The 15,797-nt window shown below is 66.8% G+C and carries 16 protein-coding genes; 4 read left to right on the top strand and 12 right to left on the bottom strand.

The window, feature by feature from the left end:
- Nucleotides 1–245 precede the first annotated feature (245 nt).
- A complete protein-coding gene (locus LDZ27_RS08765; RefSeq protein WP_370653280.1) occupies nucleotides 246–1,058 on the top strand; it encodes an ABC transporter substrate-binding protein in 813 nt (270 codons plus the stop codon).
- Nucleotides 1,059–1,141: 83 nt separating this feature from the next.
- On the opposite strand, the gene LDZ27_RS08760 is transcribed toward LDZ27_RS08765, so the two are convergent.
- Genes LDZ27_RS08760 through LDZ27_RS08745 form a run of 4 tightly spaced genes read right to left on the bottom strand, consistent with a single transcriptional unit; the run spans nucleotide 1,142 to nucleotide 5,927 of the window.
- Nucleotides 1,142–2,005 (bottom strand): HlyD family secretion protein, encoded by an 864-nt coding sequence (locus tag LDZ27_RS08760; RefSeq protein WP_244813729.1) that lies wholly within the window; start codon nucleotides 2,003–2,005, stop codon nucleotides 1,142–1,144.
- 59 nt (nucleotides 2,006–2,064) lie between these two features.
- Nucleotides 2,065–2,265, bottom strand: coding sequence for a DUF1656 domain-containing protein (locus tag LDZ27_RS08755; protein ID WP_244813728.1), 201 nt, complete (start codon nucleotides 2,263–2,265; stop codon nucleotides 2,065–2,067).
- Nucleotides 2,255–4,450 carry an FUSC family protein gene (locus tag LDZ27_RS08750; RefSeq protein WP_244813727.1) on the bottom strand — a complete coding sequence of 732 codons (2,196 nt, stop codon included), beginning with the start codon at nucleotides 4,448–4,450 and terminating at the stop codon, nucleotides 2,255–2,257. The genes LDZ27_RS08755 and LDZ27_RS08750 overlap by 11 nt, the downstream gene beginning before the upstream one ends.
- Nucleotides 4,451–4,460: 10 nt before the next feature.
- Nucleotides 4,461–5,927: an efflux transporter outer membrane subunit gene (locus LDZ27_RS08745; RefSeq protein WP_244813726.1), complete on the bottom strand. Its 1,467-nt coding sequence runs from the start codon at nucleotides 5,925–5,927 to the stop codon at nucleotides 4,461–4,463.
- Between the two features lie 232 nt (nucleotides 5,928–6,159).
- Between LDZ27_RS08745 and LDZ27_RS08740 the strand changes: the two genes are divergently transcribed.
- Nucleotides 6,160–7,098, top strand: coding sequence for a LysR family transcriptional regulator (locus LDZ27_RS08740; protein WP_244813725.1), 939 nt, complete (start codon nucleotides 6,160–6,162; stop codon nucleotides 7,096–7,098).
- A 136-nt stretch (nucleotides 7,099–7,234) separates the two neighbouring features.
- Nucleotides 7,235–7,399 carry a hypothetical protein gene (locus LDZ27_RS08735; RefSeq protein WP_244813724.1) on the top strand — a complete coding sequence of 55 codons (165 nt, stop codon included), beginning with the start codon at nucleotides 7,235–7,237 and terminating at the stop codon, nucleotides 7,397–7,399.
- On the opposite strand, the gene LDZ27_RS08730 is transcribed toward LDZ27_RS08735, so the two are convergent.
- The 5 genes from LDZ27_RS08730 to wrbA all read right to left on the bottom strand — a co-directional run bounded on the left by LDZ27_RS08730 (nucleotide 7,400) and on the right by wrbA (nucleotide 11,578).
- Complete coding sequence (locus LDZ27_RS08730) at nucleotides 7,400–8,110, bottom strand: SOS response-associated peptidase (RefSeq protein WP_244813723.1); 711 nt, start codon at nucleotides 8,108–8,110, stop codon at nucleotides 7,400–7,402.
- A 20-nt stretch (nucleotides 8,111–8,130) separates the two neighbouring features.
- Nucleotides 8,131–8,934 carry a metallophosphoesterase gene (locus LDZ27_RS08725; RefSeq protein ID WP_244813722.1) on the bottom strand — a complete coding sequence of 268 codons (804 nt, stop codon included), beginning with the start codon at nucleotides 8,932–8,934 and terminating at the stop codon, nucleotides 8,131–8,133.
- Complete coding sequence (locus tag LDZ27_RS08720; protein WP_244813721.1) at nucleotides 8,931–10,388, bottom strand: FAD-binding oxidoreductase; 1,458 nt, start codon at nucleotides 10,386–10,388, stop codon at nucleotides 8,931–8,933. The genes LDZ27_RS08725 and LDZ27_RS08720 overlap by 4 nt, the downstream gene beginning before the upstream one ends.
- 169 nt (nucleotides 10,389–10,557) lie before the next feature.
- A complete protein-coding gene (locus LDZ27_RS08715) occupies nucleotides 10,558–10,953 on the bottom strand; it encodes a DUF2069 domain-containing protein (RefSeq protein ID WP_244813720.1) in 396 nt (131 codons plus the stop codon).
- A gap of 7 nt (nucleotides 10,954–10,960) precedes the next feature.
- Complete coding sequence (wrbA, locus tag LDZ27_RS08710; protein WP_244813719.1) at nucleotides 10,961–11,578, bottom strand: NAD(P)H:quinone oxidoreductase; 618 nt, start codon at nucleotides 11,576–11,578, stop codon at nucleotides 10,961–10,963.
- Nucleotides 11,579–11,655: 77 nt separating this feature from the next.
- On the opposite strand from wrbA, the gene LDZ27_RS08705 reads away from it, so the two are divergent.
- Nucleotides 11,656–12,969: a YihY family inner membrane protein gene (locus LDZ27_RS08705; RefSeq protein WP_244813718.1), complete on the top strand. Its 1,314-nt coding sequence runs from the start codon at nucleotides 11,656–11,658 to the stop codon at nucleotides 12,967–12,969.
- Between the two features lie 9 nt (nucleotides 12,970–12,978).
- Here the strand turns inward: LDZ27_RS08705 and LDZ27_RS08700 are convergent, their stop codons facing one another.
- The 3 genes from LDZ27_RS08700 to LDZ27_RS08690 form a co-directional block, all read right to left on the bottom strand.
- On the bottom strand, nucleotides 12,979–13,299 hold the full coding sequence (locus tag LDZ27_RS08700; protein ID WP_244813717.1) for an Mpo1-like protein: 321 nt from the start codon (nucleotides 13,297–13,299) through the stop codon (nucleotides 12,979–12,981).
- Nucleotides 13,300–13,404: 105 nt separating this feature from the next.
- Nucleotides 13,405–14,235 carry an alpha/beta fold hydrolase gene (locus LDZ27_RS08695; RefSeq protein WP_244813716.1) on the bottom strand — a complete coding sequence of 277 codons (831 nt, stop codon included), beginning with the start codon at nucleotides 14,233–14,235 and terminating at the stop codon, nucleotides 13,405–13,407.
- The gene (locus tag LDZ27_RS08690; RefSeq protein WP_244813715.1) at nucleotides 14,232–15,569 is read right to left on the bottom strand and encodes an O-acetylhomoserine aminocarboxypropyltransferase; all 1,338 of its coding nucleotides are present in this window, start codon (nucleotides 15,567–15,569) and stop codon (nucleotides 14,232–14,234) included. Before LDZ27_RS08690 ends, LDZ27_RS08695 begins: the two co-directional genes overlap by 4 nt.
- Nucleotides 15,570–15,797 lie beyond the last annotated feature (228 nt).

The raw sequence follows: 15,797 nt of genomic DNA, 5'->3' as shown, positions 1-15,797 counted from the left end.
CAGCGCGACGCGTCCTTGCGAAATTTCTCTCCACGTTTCCAGTCCGCTGGCGGATCGTCGGCGCGGCGTCGCTTCAGCGGGCGTGAAGTCACGCGCGCTACAATCGCGGCCCTGTCCTTGGTGCGCCGCACCAATGCGCCGCGCGTCGCTTGAGCGTTTTTATTGACGCGGCGATTCTCGGCGCGCTGGCCTCGAAGCCGCATCGGACGAAAGACGACGAACATACTGGAAGGAGATCGCAGTAGATGAAATCGCAATGGATCAAACGCAGGCTCGCCGCTGTCGCGGTGCTGGGAACGATGGTCGCGGCAGGCGCGGCGTCGCTGAACGCGCACGCCGCCGACGAAGCGAAAACGCTGCGCTTCGGCGTGGAGGCATCGTATGCGCCGTTCGAATCGAAGACGCCGGCGGGCGAGCTGACGGGCTTCGATATCGACATCGGCAACGCGGTCTGCGCGAAGCTCAAGATGAAGTGCGTCTGGGTCGAGAATTCGTTCGACGGGCTGATTCCGGCGCTGCAGGCGCGCAAGTTCGACGGCATTAACTCGGACATGACGATCACCGACAAGCGCAAGGTCGCGATCGACTTCACCGATCCGATCTACTCGATTCCGAACCAGCTCGTCGCGAAGAAGGGCAGCGGGATTCTTCCCACCGTCGACGGCCTGAAGGGTAAGCGCGTGGGCGTGCTGCAGGGCTCGATCCAGGAAACCTACGCGAAGGCGAAGTGGGCGCCGGCGGGCGTCGACGTGCAGTCGTATCAGGCGCAGGACCAGATTTACGCGGATCTCGCGGCCGGGCGTCTGGACGCGGCGTTTCAGGATGCCGAGGCGGCGTCGAAGGGCTTTCTGAAACAGCCGCAGGGCGCGGGCTTTGCATTCGCCGGGGGCGCTGTCAGCGACGACAAGCTGCTCGGCTCGGGCGTGGGCTTCGGCGTGCGCAAGAACGACAAGCCGCTCAAGGACGCGCTCAATCGCGCGCTCAAGGAGCTGAAGGACGATGGCTCGATCGACCGGCTCGCCGCGAAGTATTTCGACGTGAAGGTCGTTCTGAAGTAAGGGCGCTATGAAGTAAGGGCGCTCAAGCCCGCGAAGCCCGCTTCGGCGCTCGGCCGGCGGGCTTTTTCTTTTTCGCGCTTCGTTCACATCGACGGCGCGATCACCACCGTGCACGTCGTGCCCGCCGCGAGCAGCATGCCCTGCGGCACGTCGTCGATCTTCACGCGTACCGGCACGCGCTGCGCGAGCCGTACCCAGTTGAAGGTCGGGTTGACATCGGCGAGCAGTTCTCGGCTTTGCGGATTGTCGCGGTCGTAGATGCCGCGCGAAATGCTTTCGACGTGGCCCGCGAGTTCCCCGCCGCTCATGAGCCGGATCTGCGCGCGGTCGCCGACGCGCACATGCGGCAGCTTCGTTTCCTCGAAGTAGCCGTAGACCCAGAACGAATGGCTGTCGACGATGGCGAGCTTCGCCGTGCCGGCCGTCGCATAGTCGCCGCGAAAGACGTTCAGGTTCGTCACGTAGCCATCCACCGGCGAATAGACTTTCGTGCGTTCGAGATTGAGCTTCGCGGCATCGAGCGCGGCCTGCGCCTGCTGCAATTGCGCGGCGGCCGTCGATGCCGTCTGCATCGCGTTTTCGCGCGCTTCCTTCGAGACGACGAGGCTGTCCATATCCGCGCGGCGCTGCGCGTCCTCGCGGCGCATGTGCAGTTCGGCGGCGCGCGCGGCGACGTTCGCCTGCGCCTGCTCGACCGCGATTCGGTAGTGCGACGGATCGATCTCCATCAGAAGGTCGCCTTTCTTCACGAACTGGTTGTCGCGAACGGGCATCTGCACGACCGCGCCGGACACATCGGGCGCGACGTTGACGACATCGGCGCGCACGCGGCCGTCGCGCGTCCACGGCTCGTCCATGTAATGCACCCACAGCATGCGTCCGATGATGAGGGCCGCCGCGAAAATGACGATCGTCATGACGAAGCCGATGATTTTCCTGAGAACCATGATGCAACTCTTGTGAACGTGTGAGAACGGAAGTCGTGTCGTGCCTGACCTTGCCTTGCCTAGCGATACACCGCGAGCCCGAGCAGGCCGCAGATGCACGCGAGCAGGCTCGCGCGAAAGAGCGCGGGATGCCAGACGATGCGGTACAGCCCTGTCATCGCGAGCGCGCGGTCGATCGCCCATGTGATGAGCGCGCCCCCGGCGAACAGGACGAGCAGCGTCGGCACGTAGGCTTCGAGAATGGCGGTGTCACGCGGCATGAGGCGCTCCTTGTGCTGATTGCGATATCGGCTGGGAGAAAGGTGCGAGCGGCGATTCTGGATCGAGCAGGCCCGTGCGGATGAAATGCAGATGACTCGCGATCCGCCGCAGCCGATGCCGGTCGTCGCGCGGCCGATTCGACGCGGCGAGCAGGCCGCGCGTCTCGTCGATCGCGTGTGCCGTCAGTTCCAGCGCCCGAGCGAAGCGCGCCGCGTTCGGCGTATCGAAGAGCCGCGCGACGGCATCCAGCGTCGCTTCGATGTCGCGTCGCAAGGGCATCGAAGGCGCGTCGGGCAGGGCGGCGGTTTCGCGCCGCAAGTCGATGACCGCGCTGCCCACTTCGAGCACCGCGAAAAGCCACTGCAACGCTTCGCGCTGCAGCGCGGGCCGGCCGGCGGCGAGCGCGTTGATTTGCGAAAGCAAGTCGCGCGTGCGGCTTTCGAAGCGCGTCGCCACGTTCGCGAGCGCACCGCGCCGCGCGAGCACGACTTCGCGCCGCAGATCGGCGAGCAGCAGACGCCGCAGCCACGGCGCATCGGTGGGCAGCAGAATCGCGGACGCAATGGCCGAGACGACCATCGACAGCACGAGCGCGATCGCGTTGTCCATGAAGGTGCTCGGATCGTAGTGGACGAGATTGTCCGGCCCCGCGAGAAAGCAGAAGAAGATGCAATAGCCGATGCCCACGCCCGCCACCGCGCGGCGCGTGCTCAGGAACGTGCCGAGAAGGAGCGCGGGCACGAGCGCGGCGCACATCAGCGCGAAGCCGTCCATGTGCGGAAAGACGCCGAAGACCACGACCATGCCGACGACAGCGGCGAGCGCGGTGCCGATCGCCATCTGCGAAGCCATCAGTGTCGGGCGCGCGGACGACGACGCGAGCGCGCACACCGCCGCCGCGTTGAGCACCATCGTGCCGCCGCCCGGCCATGCGGTGCCGATCCAGAACGCGCTCAACGCGGCCATGACGACCGCCCCGCGCAGGCCGGAAATCGCGGCGGCGAGCAGATTGGTCTTCGGCACGTAGCGCGCGGCCCAGCGTTCGCGTTCATGCGACGGCGACGCGAGCGACGCGTAGGTTTCGGCATACGCGAGCATGTCGTCGACGAAGCGGTAGAGCAGTTCGCTCGCCGTATCGAATTCGAGGGGGGCGAACGCGGCGTCCGCATCGGCTTGCTGGTCCGCTTCGAATTGCGCGCGCACCGCGCGCACGCGCCTGGGCAACGCGGCCTTGTAGTCGCGCAGGCGCGCGGCGGCGTGCGCGGCATCGGCGGCATTGCGCACGGGCTCGCCGGCGTTCAGAAAAAGCGGCGGCACTTCGTGGATGAAGGGCGTGAGCGCGGTCACGGTCGCCGCAGACGCAGCGCCGCGCAGACGATTCATCAACTGATGCAGCGCGTGAAAGCGCGTGGACGCGGTCATGAATTCGCTGTTCAGGCGCGCGAGCCGTCCGCCGCGCCGCCGCGATTCGGGATGCTCGAACATCGCGACGCTGCGCGCCGCCTCGAACCCGACGATATCCGCGACGAAGCCGAGATTCGCCTCTTCGATCTGCGCGCGTTCCATCTCGCCCGACATCGCGCGACAGACGTAATCGACGAACTGCGAAAAGCGCCGCCGCACCGTCGCGCGAATCTGCTCGCCCGCGTGCTGCGGAAAGACGAGCGCGCTCACGGTGCCCGCGCAAAGAATGCCGAGCGTGACTTCGCCCACGCGCGTGAGCGCCGAGAGATACGCGCCGTCCGGATGCTGCGCCGCCGGAATGCCGATCAGCGCGGCCGTGTAGCCCGCAAGCACGAAGCCATACGAGCGGAAATTGCGGTTGCGCGCCGCGCCCGCCGTGCAAATGCCGACCCAGAGCGCCGTCGCCGAGAGAAAGAGCACGGGCTGCTGCGCGAAGAGCGCGATCAGCGCCATCATCACGACGAGACCGACCATCGTGCCGCACAAGCGATAGAAGCTCTTCGCGAGCACCATGCCGCTTTGCGGCTGCATGACGACGAACACGGTGGTCATCGCGGTGCGCGGCTGCTGCATGTCGAGGCGCATGGCGATCCACAGCGCGAGAAGCGCGGCGAGCACCGCCTTGAAGATGTAGACCCACGCGAGGCCGTCGGTGCGCGCCCAATCCGCGAACGCCGCCGTGAGCGATTCACGCGCCGGCTTGACCATTACCGATGACATGTGCGCTCCCTCAATCTTCCGCGCGCTCGCGCGTGAGCGGCCCGAGATGCTTGGACGGCGCGAGCTTCGCGTCGGCGGGACCGTTCGAGGGATCTTCGATGCCGCCGCCGAGCGCGGCGGTCAGCGTCGCGTAGGCGGAAAGGCGCTCGGCCCGCACGCGCGCCTGGCCGTCCTCGGCGCGCAGCAGTTGCGCCTGCGCGATCAGCACGTTGACGTAGTCGGTGAGGCCGCGCTTGTAGCCTTCGTTCGCGAGGTCGTAGTTCTTGCGCGCGGCGGCGACCGAGCGCCCCGACGCTTCGAGCTGCGTATCGAGCGACTGCACGCGCACCACCTGATCGGCGATGTCCTTGAGCGCCGCGACGAGCGTCGCGTTGTAGTGATCGACGGCCTGATCGTATTGCGCCGACGCCGCGCCGAGCTGCGCGCGCAGGCGCCCGCCCTCGAAGATCGGCAGCGAGAGCGCCGGGCCGACCGCGTAGCCCGTCGCCTTGCTCGTGAGAAAGCTGAGGAGCGCGCCGCCCGCGAACATCTGCGTGACGGACGCGGCCAGATTGATGTTCGGATAGAACTGCGCCTTCGCGACATCGATTCCGCGCGCCTGGGCCGCGACCATCCAGCGTGCCGCGACGATGTCCGGCCGATGCCCGACGAGTTCCGCCGGCAGCGACGACGGCAGCGGCAGCGGCGTCGCGAGCGACAGCGCGGGGCGCGTGAGCGCTTCTCCCGCGCCGGGGCCTTCGCCCGCGAGCGCCGCGAGCTGATGGCGCGCGAGCTGAATCGTTTCCTTATAGATATCGACCTGACGCTCGTACTCGGGCAGCGGCGCTTCGGCCTGACTCACTTCGAGCTGCGTGCCGAGCCCGCCCTTGAGCCGGCGACGCGCCAGTTCCGCGATGCGTTCCTGCTGCGCGAGCGTCTCCTGCGCGATGTCGAGAAGCGCGAACACCTGCGACATGCCGATGTACGCGCGCACGATGTTCGTTTCGAGTTCGAGCTGCGCCGCGCGGGCGTCGGCGGCGCGGACGTGCGCCACGTCGAGCGCGCGTCGCGCGGAATTCTCGTCGCGGCCCCAGAGGTCGAGGTCGTAGGAGAGGGAAACGCCCCCGGTGTTGTCCCAGGTCGTCGCGCCGGCGTAGGGGCCGGGGCCGTAGAAGGCGTTGTCCGGCCAGTCCTTGCGCGTGACGTCCATGTTCCCGTCGACGTGCGGCAGGAGCGCCGAGTGCGCGACGCCCGCTTGTTCGCGGGCCTCGCGCACGCGCGCGGCCGCCATCGCGAGCGTCGGGCTGCCCGCCGTTGCGCGGGCGATCCACGCGTCGAGCTGCGGATCGCGATAGGCGCGCCACCATTGCTGTTCGGGCCACGCGGCGTCGGCGTTCGCGCGCGCGGCGGCATCGATCGCGCTGCCCGCATCGAGCGCCGATGCGTCCTTCATCGAATCCTGCGGTGCGATCTTGCCCGTGCTGGCGCAGCCGGCCATCGTTAATATTGTTGTAAGCGCCGCGGCGCAAGCAGCGCGTCTAAACCCCCGGCCTCGCACGTTGTTCTCCTAAACCCGAATTGACTTTTGAGCGCTGATTATATTTTTGCAACGATTCTCAAATAACCGGCGCTTGAATAAAGCATTCTTACGAGGCGCGTGATAATCCGTCTTGCTCGGCGTGCAACAATGCACGCGGCAGTGGATCGGACAACTCATCGAAAAAGAAGCGATGGATACGCTACAAAACATGCGCGTCTTCGTGCGCGTCGTCGAAGCGGGCAGCTTTACGGCTGCGGCGCAGTACCTGAATACGACTACCGCACAGGCGTCGCGCGCGGTGTCGGACCTGGAGGCGCATCTGCGAACGCGCCTCTTGAATCGCACGACGCGCCGCATCGCGCTCACGCAGGCGGGCGAGCGCTACCTGCAACGCTGCGAGCAGATTCTCGCGTATGTGGAGCAGGCCGAAGCCGAAGCGGGCGACGCCCATGCGCGCCCGGCCGGCCGCCTGAAAGTGCACGCGATGACGAGCTTCGGCCAGCACTACGTCGTACCGATGATTTCGCGCTACCAGGAGCGGCATCCGTCCGTTCAGGTGGATCTGACGCTCGCGCAGCGCGTGCCCGATCTGCTCGACGAAGGCTACGACGTGTCGCTCGTGCTGGCGTCGGACTTGCCGGACTCCGGGTTGGTATCCGCGCGGCTCGGCTCGGCGTTCAGCATCGCGTGCGCGTCGCCGGCGTATATCGAGAAACACGGCGCGCCGCACGTGCTCTCGGACCTCGTGCGCCATACCTGCCTGCACCTCATCACGCCCGTGTTCCCGCCGGGGCGCTGGGTGTTCGACGGCCCGAACGGACAGGAGACGGTGAGCCTCGGTCCGTCGACGTTCACGGTGAACGTGGCCGAGGCGATGGTCGTCGCGATTCGCGAGGGCATGGGAATCGGCGTGCTGCCGACGTCGTCGGCGCTGCCCGCCTTGCGCGCGGGCACGCTCGTGCGCGTGCTGCCGCAATACACGCTGCAGGAACTCAACGTCTATGCGCTCTATGCGTCGCGCCAGTATCTCGACGCGAAGATCCGGACGTGGGTCGAGTTCCTGCGCGAGGCGCTGCCCGAAACGCTCGCGGCCGATTGCGAGTCGCTGAAGGAATTCGTCGCGACGTGAATCGCGACGGGCGCGTCGGCGCTTTTGTCATTCCCGTTACGAAATTGCGCGCGGCGCAACACTTGCTTACTCCCGATTCGACCGCAGCTTGCTACTGTCTGCACTCGTCACAACCGTTTCTCTCGGAAAACGTCACATGAGCACGCCTCTCCTGTTCGCGCTCGCCGCGCTCCTCGTTCTCATCGCCGTGCCCGCCTCACGCGATCTCTTCAACGCGATGCGCGCCCAATCCGAACGCGCGGCGAAGCGCCGCCTCGTGCCCGTGCGCATCGACGACGAGCGCGATCGTTATCGGCGCTGATTATCGCGGCGCTTCGATCGGCTCGATGAGGCGCGGCTCGTCGTTCGCGGTGCGATTGACGTCGCTCGATACGCGATACCACACGAAGCGCGACGCCGGCTCGCCATCGGTGCCGACGAGCGATTGAAGCTCGGCCGGCGTCGTCGCGGCGTCGAGCCATCGCCGGCCGGCCGAGGCCGAAAAGACGAGCGGGCGGCGATCGTGCACGTCGACGAGGCCTTCGTCCGCCTTCGACGTCACGATGACGAAGCCCGCGCCCGGCACGCCGGCGTGTTCGTCGCGCGTGACGCTCGTGAGCGCGGCGAGAAACATCGGCTCGCCATCGGCGCGCCGGATGAAATACGGCTGCTTGACGGGCCGGGCGGCCGGGTCGCCCGCGCGCGGCTCGACGCGCCACTCGAACCAGCCGTCGGCGGGCACCAGAACGCGCGCCTTTCTCCACAACTCGCGGAAATACGCACTCGTCGAAGCAGTTTCGACGCGCGCGTTGATGGTCTGCGGCAGTTTCTTTTCTCTGGCCCACGGCGGGCAATAGCCCCAATGCACGGCGCGGATGCTTTCGTCCGGATAGACGGCGAGCGGGTGCGTGCCCGGCGACAGGTTATAGCCCGGGCGGCGATCGTCGGCATCGACGAGCACGAACGGGTTTTTCAGATGCAGGCGTTGCGCGTAGTGCATCGGCAACCGGTACTGGCTGATTCGGCCGCACATGGCGTTCCTCCGCTTGCGCGTCAGATTTCGACGACCTTGTCCCACGCGAACGCGGCGTTTTCCCACTGGCGCGTGCGTTTGTCGAAGTAGCCGCGCGGATTGCAGACGACGCGCGTGCCGTTCACGGTGTAATCGAAAGCGGTGTGCGTGTGACCGTGAATCCACAGCGCGACGGGCGAGCGCGTGAGCGTCGGCAAGTGATTGATGAAGCCCGCCGATACGATGTCTTCCGCGTAGCGCGGCGCGAGGCTTTCGCGCATCGGCGCGTGATGCGTGACGACGATGGTCTGCCCCGCGAACGGTTTCGCCAGTTCGCTTTCGAGCCACGCGCGCGCCTGAACGTGCAGCGCGAGGAAATCGTCGGGCGCGAAGGCGCGCGGCTCGCCGTCCGGCTCTGGCCACGCGAGTTGAATCAGTCCGCGATAGTCCAGCATGACTTGTGTGCAGGCGTACTTCGCTTTTTCGATGTCGTGCTCGCTCGCGCCGAAGAGCGCGAAGTCGGTCCAGAGTGTGGTGCCGAGCACGCGCCACGCGCCGCGGCGATCGACGAGCGCCGCGTTGTTCAGAAAATGCACGTTGTCGACGCTGCGCGCGGCGGCGTGCATCGCGGCTTCCATCGCGCCGAATTCGCCGTCGTAATATTCGTGGTTGCCGGGAACGTAGATGACGGGCGCGTCGCTATCGAAGTTCTCCGCCGCCCAGCGCAAGCCTTCGGCGTGATTGTGGATGTCGCCCGCCAGCACGACGAGATCGGCCTCGGCATACGGAACGGCGAGCGGCTCGTCGCACTCCAGATGCAGGTCGGACAGCACGCGGATTTTCATGCGGCGTTCTCCTTGCCGGCCTGCGCATTCCAGTGCACGACCTTGCCGGGGTTCATCAGGTTGTCAGGATCGAGCGCGGCCTTGATCGTCTGCATGAGGCGCACCTCGACCGGCGACTTGAAGTGCATGGCCTCGTCCACCTTCAGTTGCCCGAGGCCATGTTCGGCGCTGATGCTGCCGCGATGCTTGTGCACTTCTTCGTACACGAGCGCGTTGATCGGCGCCTGAAATTCCACCAGAAACTGCTTCTGATCGACGCCTTCCGGCGCCTGCACGTTGTAATGCAGGTTGCCGTCACCGAGGTGGCCGAACGTCACCATGCGCGCGCCGGGCGCGGCCTTCGCGATGATCGCGTCGGTTTCCTCGATGAATCGGCCGATACTCGAAATGGGCACCGCGATGTCATGCTTGATGTTCAGCCCTTCTTCGGCCTGCGCGAGCGGAATGTGTTCGCGCAGGTCCCAGAATGCCTGCGATTGCGCGAGATTTTCGGCGACGACGGCATCCTCCACGATGCCTTTTTCCAGCGCCTCTTCCATCAGCCGCTCGAAGAGCGCGCGGGCGTGCGCGTCGCTCTCGCTGTCCGAAAGTTCGAGCAGCACGGTCTGCGCGTGCGGCTCGCCGAACGGATAGCGCAGTTGCGGAAAGTGGCGGCCGACGAGCCGCATCGAAAAATCCGACATCAGCTCGAAGCCGGTCAGAAGCGCGCCGGCGTGACGTTGCGCCATCGCGAGGAAATCCAGCGCAGCGTGCGGCGACGCGAGGCCCGCAAGCGCCGTGACCTTCCCGACCGGCGCGGGATGCAGCTTCATGACCGCCGCCGTGATGATGCCGAGCGTGCCTTCGGCGCCGATGAAGAGATCGCGCAAGTCGTAGCCGGTGTTGTCCTTGCGCAGTCCGCGCAGGCCGTCCCAGATTTCGCCTTGCGGCGTCACCACTTCGAGACCGAGGCACAGTTCGCGCGTGTTGCCGTAGCGCAGCACGCCGGTGCCGCCGGCGTTGGTCGACAGATTGCCGCCGATGGTGCAACTGCCCTCGGCGGCGAGGCTCAGCGGGAAGAGGCGCTGCTCGCTCTCGGCCCGCGCCTGGATTTCGGCGAGTACGACGCCCGCTTCGACGGTGATCGTGTTGTTGTGCGGATCGATGCCGCGGATGCGGTTCAGGCGCCTGAGGCTCACGAGCGCCTGCGCGCCGCTCGCATCCGGCGTCGCGCCGCCGGCAAGCCCGGTGTTGCCGCCCTGCGGCACGAGCGCCACGCGATGCTCCCGCGCGAGCCGCACGATGCCGGCGACCTGCTGCGCGTCGGCGGGCAGGAGCACCGCACACGCGTTGCCGCGATAGCGCTTGCGCCAGTCGACGAGGTACGGCTCGGTATCGTGCGTATCGGTGAGAACGTGGGACGCGCCGATGAGTCGGGCGCAGGCGTCGATGAAGGGGGCGGCGAAAGCGGTCATGGGCGAGGGGAGATCCGGTAGAACGTAGCCGACAGTATCGCGCAGAGACGCGATGCGAGGCATCGGCCGAATGGCATAGGCAGGCGCGCGTCGTGCGATTCGCGCTGCGATTCGTGCTACAAAGCACCACGCCGCCCCACGAATCGAAGCGAACCGTGAACGGCGCGGGCTAGCGTTTCTTCTCGCGTGCGAGACGGCGGGCGGCACGCTTGAACGGCGCGACATACGCGAGCGCGCAGAGGAAGAACCCGAGCGCCAAGAGCGCCTCCATCCACGCGAGACGCGCCGAGAGGCCCGCATCCGTCATGCCGCGCACGATGCCTTCGGCGAAATAGACGAGAGCGAGCATCGACGCCCATTGCAGCGTATAGACGTTGCGCCTGGCGACGCCGGGCATTGCGCATGCGAGCGGCAGCGCCTTCAAGGCGAGCACCCACGCGCCGGGGCGCAGCGGCGCGAGCCACAGTTCCCACAGAAGCGTGAGCACGACGAGGGCGCAAAGGCACGCGAACGCGCCGGATGCAAAGCCGCGCGAGGCGGTGGTGTCGGCGGGGCGCGTGTTCATGGCGCGCTCAGTTCTTCTCAGCGCCGCGAACGAGGTCGCGTGCCGTACGCGCGAGGCGCGCGCCGAGCGCTATCGCGAGCGCTTTTTCGTCGGCCGAGATGCCGTGGCGATTGGCGTCGTCGCCTGTGCGCGCATGGTGCGACGCGCCGTAGGGCGTGCCGCCGGTTTGCGTCGTCGTGAGGCGCGATTCGGTGTACGGAATGCCGACGATCATCATGCCGTGGTGCAGAAGCGGCAGCATCATCGAGAGCAGGGTGGTTTCCTGGCCGCCGTGGAGACTGCCGGTGGACGTGAAGACGCAAGCGGGCTTGCCGGAGAGCGCGCCCGAGAGCCATTGCGGCGTGGTGCCGTCGAGGAAGTATTTGAGCGGCGCGGCCATGTTGCCGAAGCGCGTCGGGGAACCGAGCGCCACGCCCGCGCATTCTTCGAGATCGCGCAGTTCGGCATACGGCGGGCCGTCGGCGGGAATGTCGGGCTGCGTGGCTTCGCAGACGGCCGAGACCGGCGGCACCGTGCGCACGCGCGCCTGCATGCCGGGGACGCTGTCGACGCCCTGGGCGATGGCGAGCGCGAGTTCGCGCGTCGCACCGTGGCGGCTGTAATAGAGCACGAGGATGTCGTTCATATGAGCTTTTCAGTGAACGGCTATTATAGGGATTGGGTTTGCGCCCCGCGCGCGGCTCGCTCGTCAGGAGAAGACTTTTGCAGCACCTTTCCATCGATTTCGCCGCAGTCAAGCGCCTCGCCGGATTCGTCGCGCGGCGCATCGGCGAGGATCGCGTCGCGCAAGTGGCCGGCAGCCTCACGTTCACGAGCGTGCTGTCGCTCGTGCCGCTCGCCACTGTCGCTTTCGCGCTGTTGACGGCGTTTCCCATCTTCAGTTCGTTCCAGGCTTCGCTGCAGGACTTTCTCGCGGATCACCTGATGCCCGCGCAGATCAATAGCCAGATCTTCAAGTACCTGAACGAATTCGCATCGAAGGCGAAGGGGCTCACCACCGTCGGCATGATCATCCTGTTCGTCACGTCGGTCATGACGATGATGACGGTCGAATCCGCGTTCAACGTCATCTGGCGCGTGAAGAAGTCGCGGCCCTTCGCGCAGCGCGTGCTCGTCTATTGGTCGATCATCACGCTCGGGCCGATTCTCTTCGGCTGCAGCCTTTCCATTTCGTCTTACGTGTTTGCGCATTCGGTCGCGTTCGCGGGCTCGCACAACCTGATGCCGCCCGTCGTCGAATGGCTGCTGACGGGCGTTTCGCTGCCGCTCACCGTGTTCGGCTTCACGATCACTTACGTCTACATGCCGAACTGCAAGGTCGAATGGCGCGATGCCGTCATCGGCGGACTCATTGCCGCGGTCGCGTTCGAGCTCGGCAAGCGCGGCTTCGGCCTGTACGTGCGGCGCATTCCGACCTACACCGCCGTGTACGGCGCGTTCGCGTCGCTGCCGGTGTTCCTGCTCTGGGTGTATCTGTGCTGGATGATCGCGCTCGTCGGCGCCATGGTCACGTCCGCGCTGCCGGCCATTCGCATCGGGCAGTATCACCGGCGCGCGTTTCCGGGCAGCGATCTGCTCGATGCGCTCGAAATTCTCGCGCGCCTGGTCGAAGCCCGCGACGAAGGCAAGCCGGGTTACACGGCGCTCGAATTGTCGAAAATGGTCCGCTGCGACGTCGATACATCCACGCGCATCATCGCGCGGCTGGACGCGCTCGGCTGGATCGGCCGTCTGGAGGATGCGCGCATGCCGCGCTATGTGCTGATCGCTAATCCGAGCCAGATCACGCTGACAATGCTTTTCCAGGAATTCGTCGTCGATCGCGAGGAACTGGACTATCAGTTACGGCTCGACGCGACGCAAATCGAGCGCGACACGCTCATGAACGCGCTCGAGAACGAGAAGCTGCAGGTCACGCTCGCCTCGCTGATCGCCGCGCGAACGCAGGCGCTCGCCAACGCGCGGCTGCGCGAGAGTGAGACGGCGCGCTCGCCGATGCCGCAGCAGCCGGCTTGAGCGCCGCGCTCACAGTGAGATCCTGCCGATGCAGATGTCCTTGAACATCACCCAGTCGCCCATGAGGCTGTAGAGCGGATGGCGAAACGTGGCCGGACGGTTTTTCTCGAAGAAGAAGTGCCCGATCCACGCGAAGCCATAGCCGCACACGATGGCCGCGGGCAGCCACAGCCAGTCGCCGGTGGCGAGCGCCATCGCGAGGCATCCGATCACGCCCAGCGAGCCGATGAAATGCAGCCTGCGCGATACGGGATGCCGATGCTCGTCCAGATAGTACGGATAGAACTCGGCGAAATTCGCGAAATGCTCTCCGTGTGCGGTGTGCGCCATGATGCCCTCCGTGCCGGTCACGAGGATGCCGCCGGCCGATCTGTCTGACGACTGCAGCAAAATTCATTCTGCGACGACGCGCCGTGCCGCGCAAGCGTCGTCCGCTCAGGCGCCTTTCGCGCAGTCGAGGGCGAACGCGAAGAGGGTATCGAGGACGGCGTCGGGTTGCTCCGTCATCAGCGCGTGGCCGCCGTCGAGCTCCGTTGTGCGCACGGCGGCGCCCGCTTCGCGCATGGCGTCCACGAGCGCGCGGGCAGCGCGCGGCGGCGTCATCACGTCGCGCTTGCCGCTCAGTACGCACACGGGGCAGCGCACGGACGCGGCGCGGTCGAGCGCACCGGCGTAGCCGTTGCACGCGCTGAAATCCGTGTGGAACAGTTGCGCCTCGCCCGTTGCGCCGATGCGCTCCATCAGACGCTGATTCACGCCCTGAAGCCAGAAGCCGGGCGCGGGGCTGGATGGCTTCGCGGCGATCGTCGAATGCGACCACTGGTTCACCATGCCGATGGCTTCCGGCTCGCGTTCGCGGGCGGCGTCGAGAAGGGCGTCGGAGACGGTCATCGGCGCGGCGGTGGCAACGAGCGCAAGCCCGGCGGCGCGCTCGGGATGGCGCGCGGCCGCATCCAGCGCGATCAGCGAGCCCATGCTGTGTCCGGCGAAAATCGCCTGTTGCACGCCCGCTGCGTCGAGCACGCGGATCAGCCAGTCGGCCATTGCGCCGATGTCGCGCAGCGCGGGACCGTCGCTGCGCCCGTGGCCGGGAAGATCGAGCGCGAGCACGCCGAAGCCGTGATGCGCGAAGTAGCGTGTTTGCAGTCCCCACACGCTATGGTCGTGCTGCGCGCCGTGAACGAAGACGACGGCGGGCCGCGCCGCGTCGAAAGGCTTGCCGCCGGTGTACGCGTAAGCGCGGCGGCCGTCGAGGTCGAGGATCATGCGCGGCTCCCGAGCGGGCTTTTCGCGGTGCTTCCGGTGCCGCTTTCCGCGGCCTTTTGCGCGGCTTTGAGACCGCGCTTCAGATCGTCGATGAGATCGTCGGCGTCTTCCAGCCCGATCGACAGACGAATGCGCCCCGGCCCGATGCCCGCGGCGGCGAGCGCGGCCGCGTCCATGCGAAAGTGCGTCGTCGAGGCGGGATGGATCACGAGCGAGCGCGCGTCGCCGACATTCGCGAGATGCGAGAAAAGCGACAGCGATTCGATGAACCGGCGCGCGGCCGGCACGCCGCCGCGCAAGTCGAAGCTGAACACCGCGCCCGCGCCACGCGGCAGCAGGCGTTGCGCGAGCGCGTGATCGCGATGCGTCGGCAGTTCGGGATAAGCCACGCCTTCCACGGCCGGCGAACCCAGCAGGAAGTCGATGACCTTGCGCGTATTCGCGACATGCCGATCCATGCGCAACGGCAAGGTCTCGATGCCCTGAAGCAACTGCCACGCGGCCTGCGGATGCAGGCATGCGCCGAAGTCGCGCAAGCCCTCGCGACGCGCGCGAAGCAGGAACGGCGCGACCGTGCTCTCTTCGGCGAACACCATGCCGTGAAAGCCGTCGTAGGGCTCGGTGAATTCGGGAAAGCGGCCGCTTGCGGCGAAGTCGAACGTGCCGCCATCCACGAGCACGCCGCCGATCGTCGTGCCGTGACCGCCGAGAAACTTCGTCGCCGAGTGATAGACCAGGTCCGCGCCGTGCTCGAACGGACGCAGCAGATAAGGCGTCGTGAACGTGGAATCGACGAGGAGCGGCGCGCCGTGCGCGTGCGCGATCTGCGCGACGCGCTCGATGTCGAGCACGTCGAGGCCGGGATTGCCGAGCGTCTCGCCGAAGAACAGCCGCGTGTTCGGCCGCGCCGCCGCGCGCCAGGCGTCGAGGTCGTGCGGCGGCACGAAAGTCGTTTCGATGCCGAAGCGCCGCAGCGTGTAGTGAAGCAGATTGTGCGAGCCGCCGTAAAGCGCGCTCGACGCGACGACATGCGAGCCCGCGCCCATCAGCGTGGCGATGGCTAGATGCAGCGCCGCCTGTCCGCTCGCCGTGCCGATGGCGCCGACGCCGTTCTCCAGCGCCGCGACGCGCTCCTCGAACACCGCGACCGTCGGGTTCGATATGCGCGAATAGACGTGCCCCGAGCGCTCCATGTTGAAGAGCGCGGCGGCGTGGTCGGTGTCGCGGAAAGTGAACGAGGTGGTCTGGTAGATCGGCGTGGCGCGCGCGCCGGTGACGGGATCGGGCGCGGCGCCCGCGTGCAGCGCGAGCGTATCGAAACGGTTGGCTGGCATCGTCGGCGGCCGGGCGCGTCAGCATCCGGCGTAAATGTGGGCCGATCATCGTAGCATTCGGGCGGCACGCGCAAACCTAGGGCGAACGCGTGCGTAAAAGGCGCGACGCGCGGCGCGAAGCCTTGTCCGAACGGCCAGGGCGGGCGTCGCTTGCTTTCCTTTTGCGAGCCTTTCCGATAGCATCGACGCATGGTTTCACGAACGATTCAGCATCCGTACCGGCATTTC

It is taken from the genome of Caballeronia sp. Lep1P3, assembly GCF_022879595.1.
Classification (GTDB): domain Bacteria; phylum Pseudomonadota; class Gammaproteobacteria; order Burkholderiales; family Burkholderiaceae; genus Caballeronia.
Note: the sequence above shows the minus strand (reverse complement) of the source record. Positions and strands in the feature narration are given on the sequence as shown.

Excerpts from the sequence above, each read along its gene's own strand:
- wrbA (WP_244813719.1), bottom strand. The coding sequence starts at position 11,578 with ATGAACGACATCCTCGTGCTCTATTACAGCCGCCACGGTGCGACGCGC.
- LDZ27_RS08765 (WP_370653280.1), top strand. The coding sequence starts at position 246 with ATGAAATCGCAATGGATCAAACGCAGGCTCGCCGCTGTCGCGGTGCTG.
- LDZ27_RS08745 (WP_244813726.1), bottom strand. The coding sequence starts at position 5,927 with ATGGCCGGCTGCGCCAGCACGGGCAAGATCGCACCGCAGGATTCGATG.
- LDZ27_RS08730 (WP_244813723.1), bottom strand. The coding sequence starts at position 8,110 with ATGTGCGGCCGAATCAGCCAGTACCGGTTGCCGATGCACTACGCGCAA.
- LDZ27_RS08740 (WP_244813725.1), top strand. The coding sequence starts at position 6,160 with ATGGATACGCTACAAAACATGCGCGTCTTCGTGCGCGTCGTCGAAGCG.
- LDZ27_RS08690 (WP_244813715.1), bottom strand. The coding sequence starts at position 15,569 with ATGCCAGCCAACCGTTTCGATACGCTCGCGCTGCACGCGGGCGCCGCG.
- LDZ27_RS08725 (WP_244813722.1), bottom strand. The coding sequence starts at position 8,934 with ATGAAAATCCGCGTGCTGTCCGACCTGCATCTGGAGTGCGACGAGCCG.
- LDZ27_RS08735 (WP_244813724.1), top strand. The coding sequence starts at position 7,235 with ATGAGCACGCCTCTCCTGTTCGCGCTCGCCGCGCTCCTCGTTCTCATC.
- LDZ27_RS08760 (WP_244813729.1), bottom strand. The coding sequence starts at position 2,005 with ATGGTTCTCAGGAAAATCATCGGCTTCGTCATGACGATCGTCATTTTC.
- LDZ27_RS08720 (WP_244813721.1), bottom strand. The coding sequence starts at position 10,388 with ATGACCGCTTTCGCCGCCCCCTTCATCGACGCCTGCGCCCGACTCATC.
- LDZ27_RS08715 (WP_244813720.1), bottom strand. The coding sequence starts at position 10,953 with ATGAACACGCGCCCCGCCGACACCACCGCCTCGCGCGGCTTTGCATCC.
- LDZ27_RS08750 (WP_244813727.1), bottom strand. The coding sequence starts at position 4,450 with ATGTCATCGGTAATGGTCAAGCCGGCGCGTGAATCGCTCACGGCGGCG.
- LDZ27_RS08755 (WP_244813728.1), bottom strand. The coding sequence starts at position 2,265 with ATGCCGCGTGACACCGCCATTCTCGAAGCCTACGTGCCGACGCTGCTC.
- LDZ27_RS08695 (WP_244813716.1), bottom strand. The coding sequence starts at position 14,235 with ATGATCCTCGACCTCGACGGCCGCCGCGCTTACGCGTACACCGGCGGC.
- LDZ27_RS08700 (WP_244813717.1), bottom strand. The coding sequence starts at position 13,299 with ATGGCGCACACCGCACACGGAGAGCATTTCGCGAATTTCGCCGAGTTC.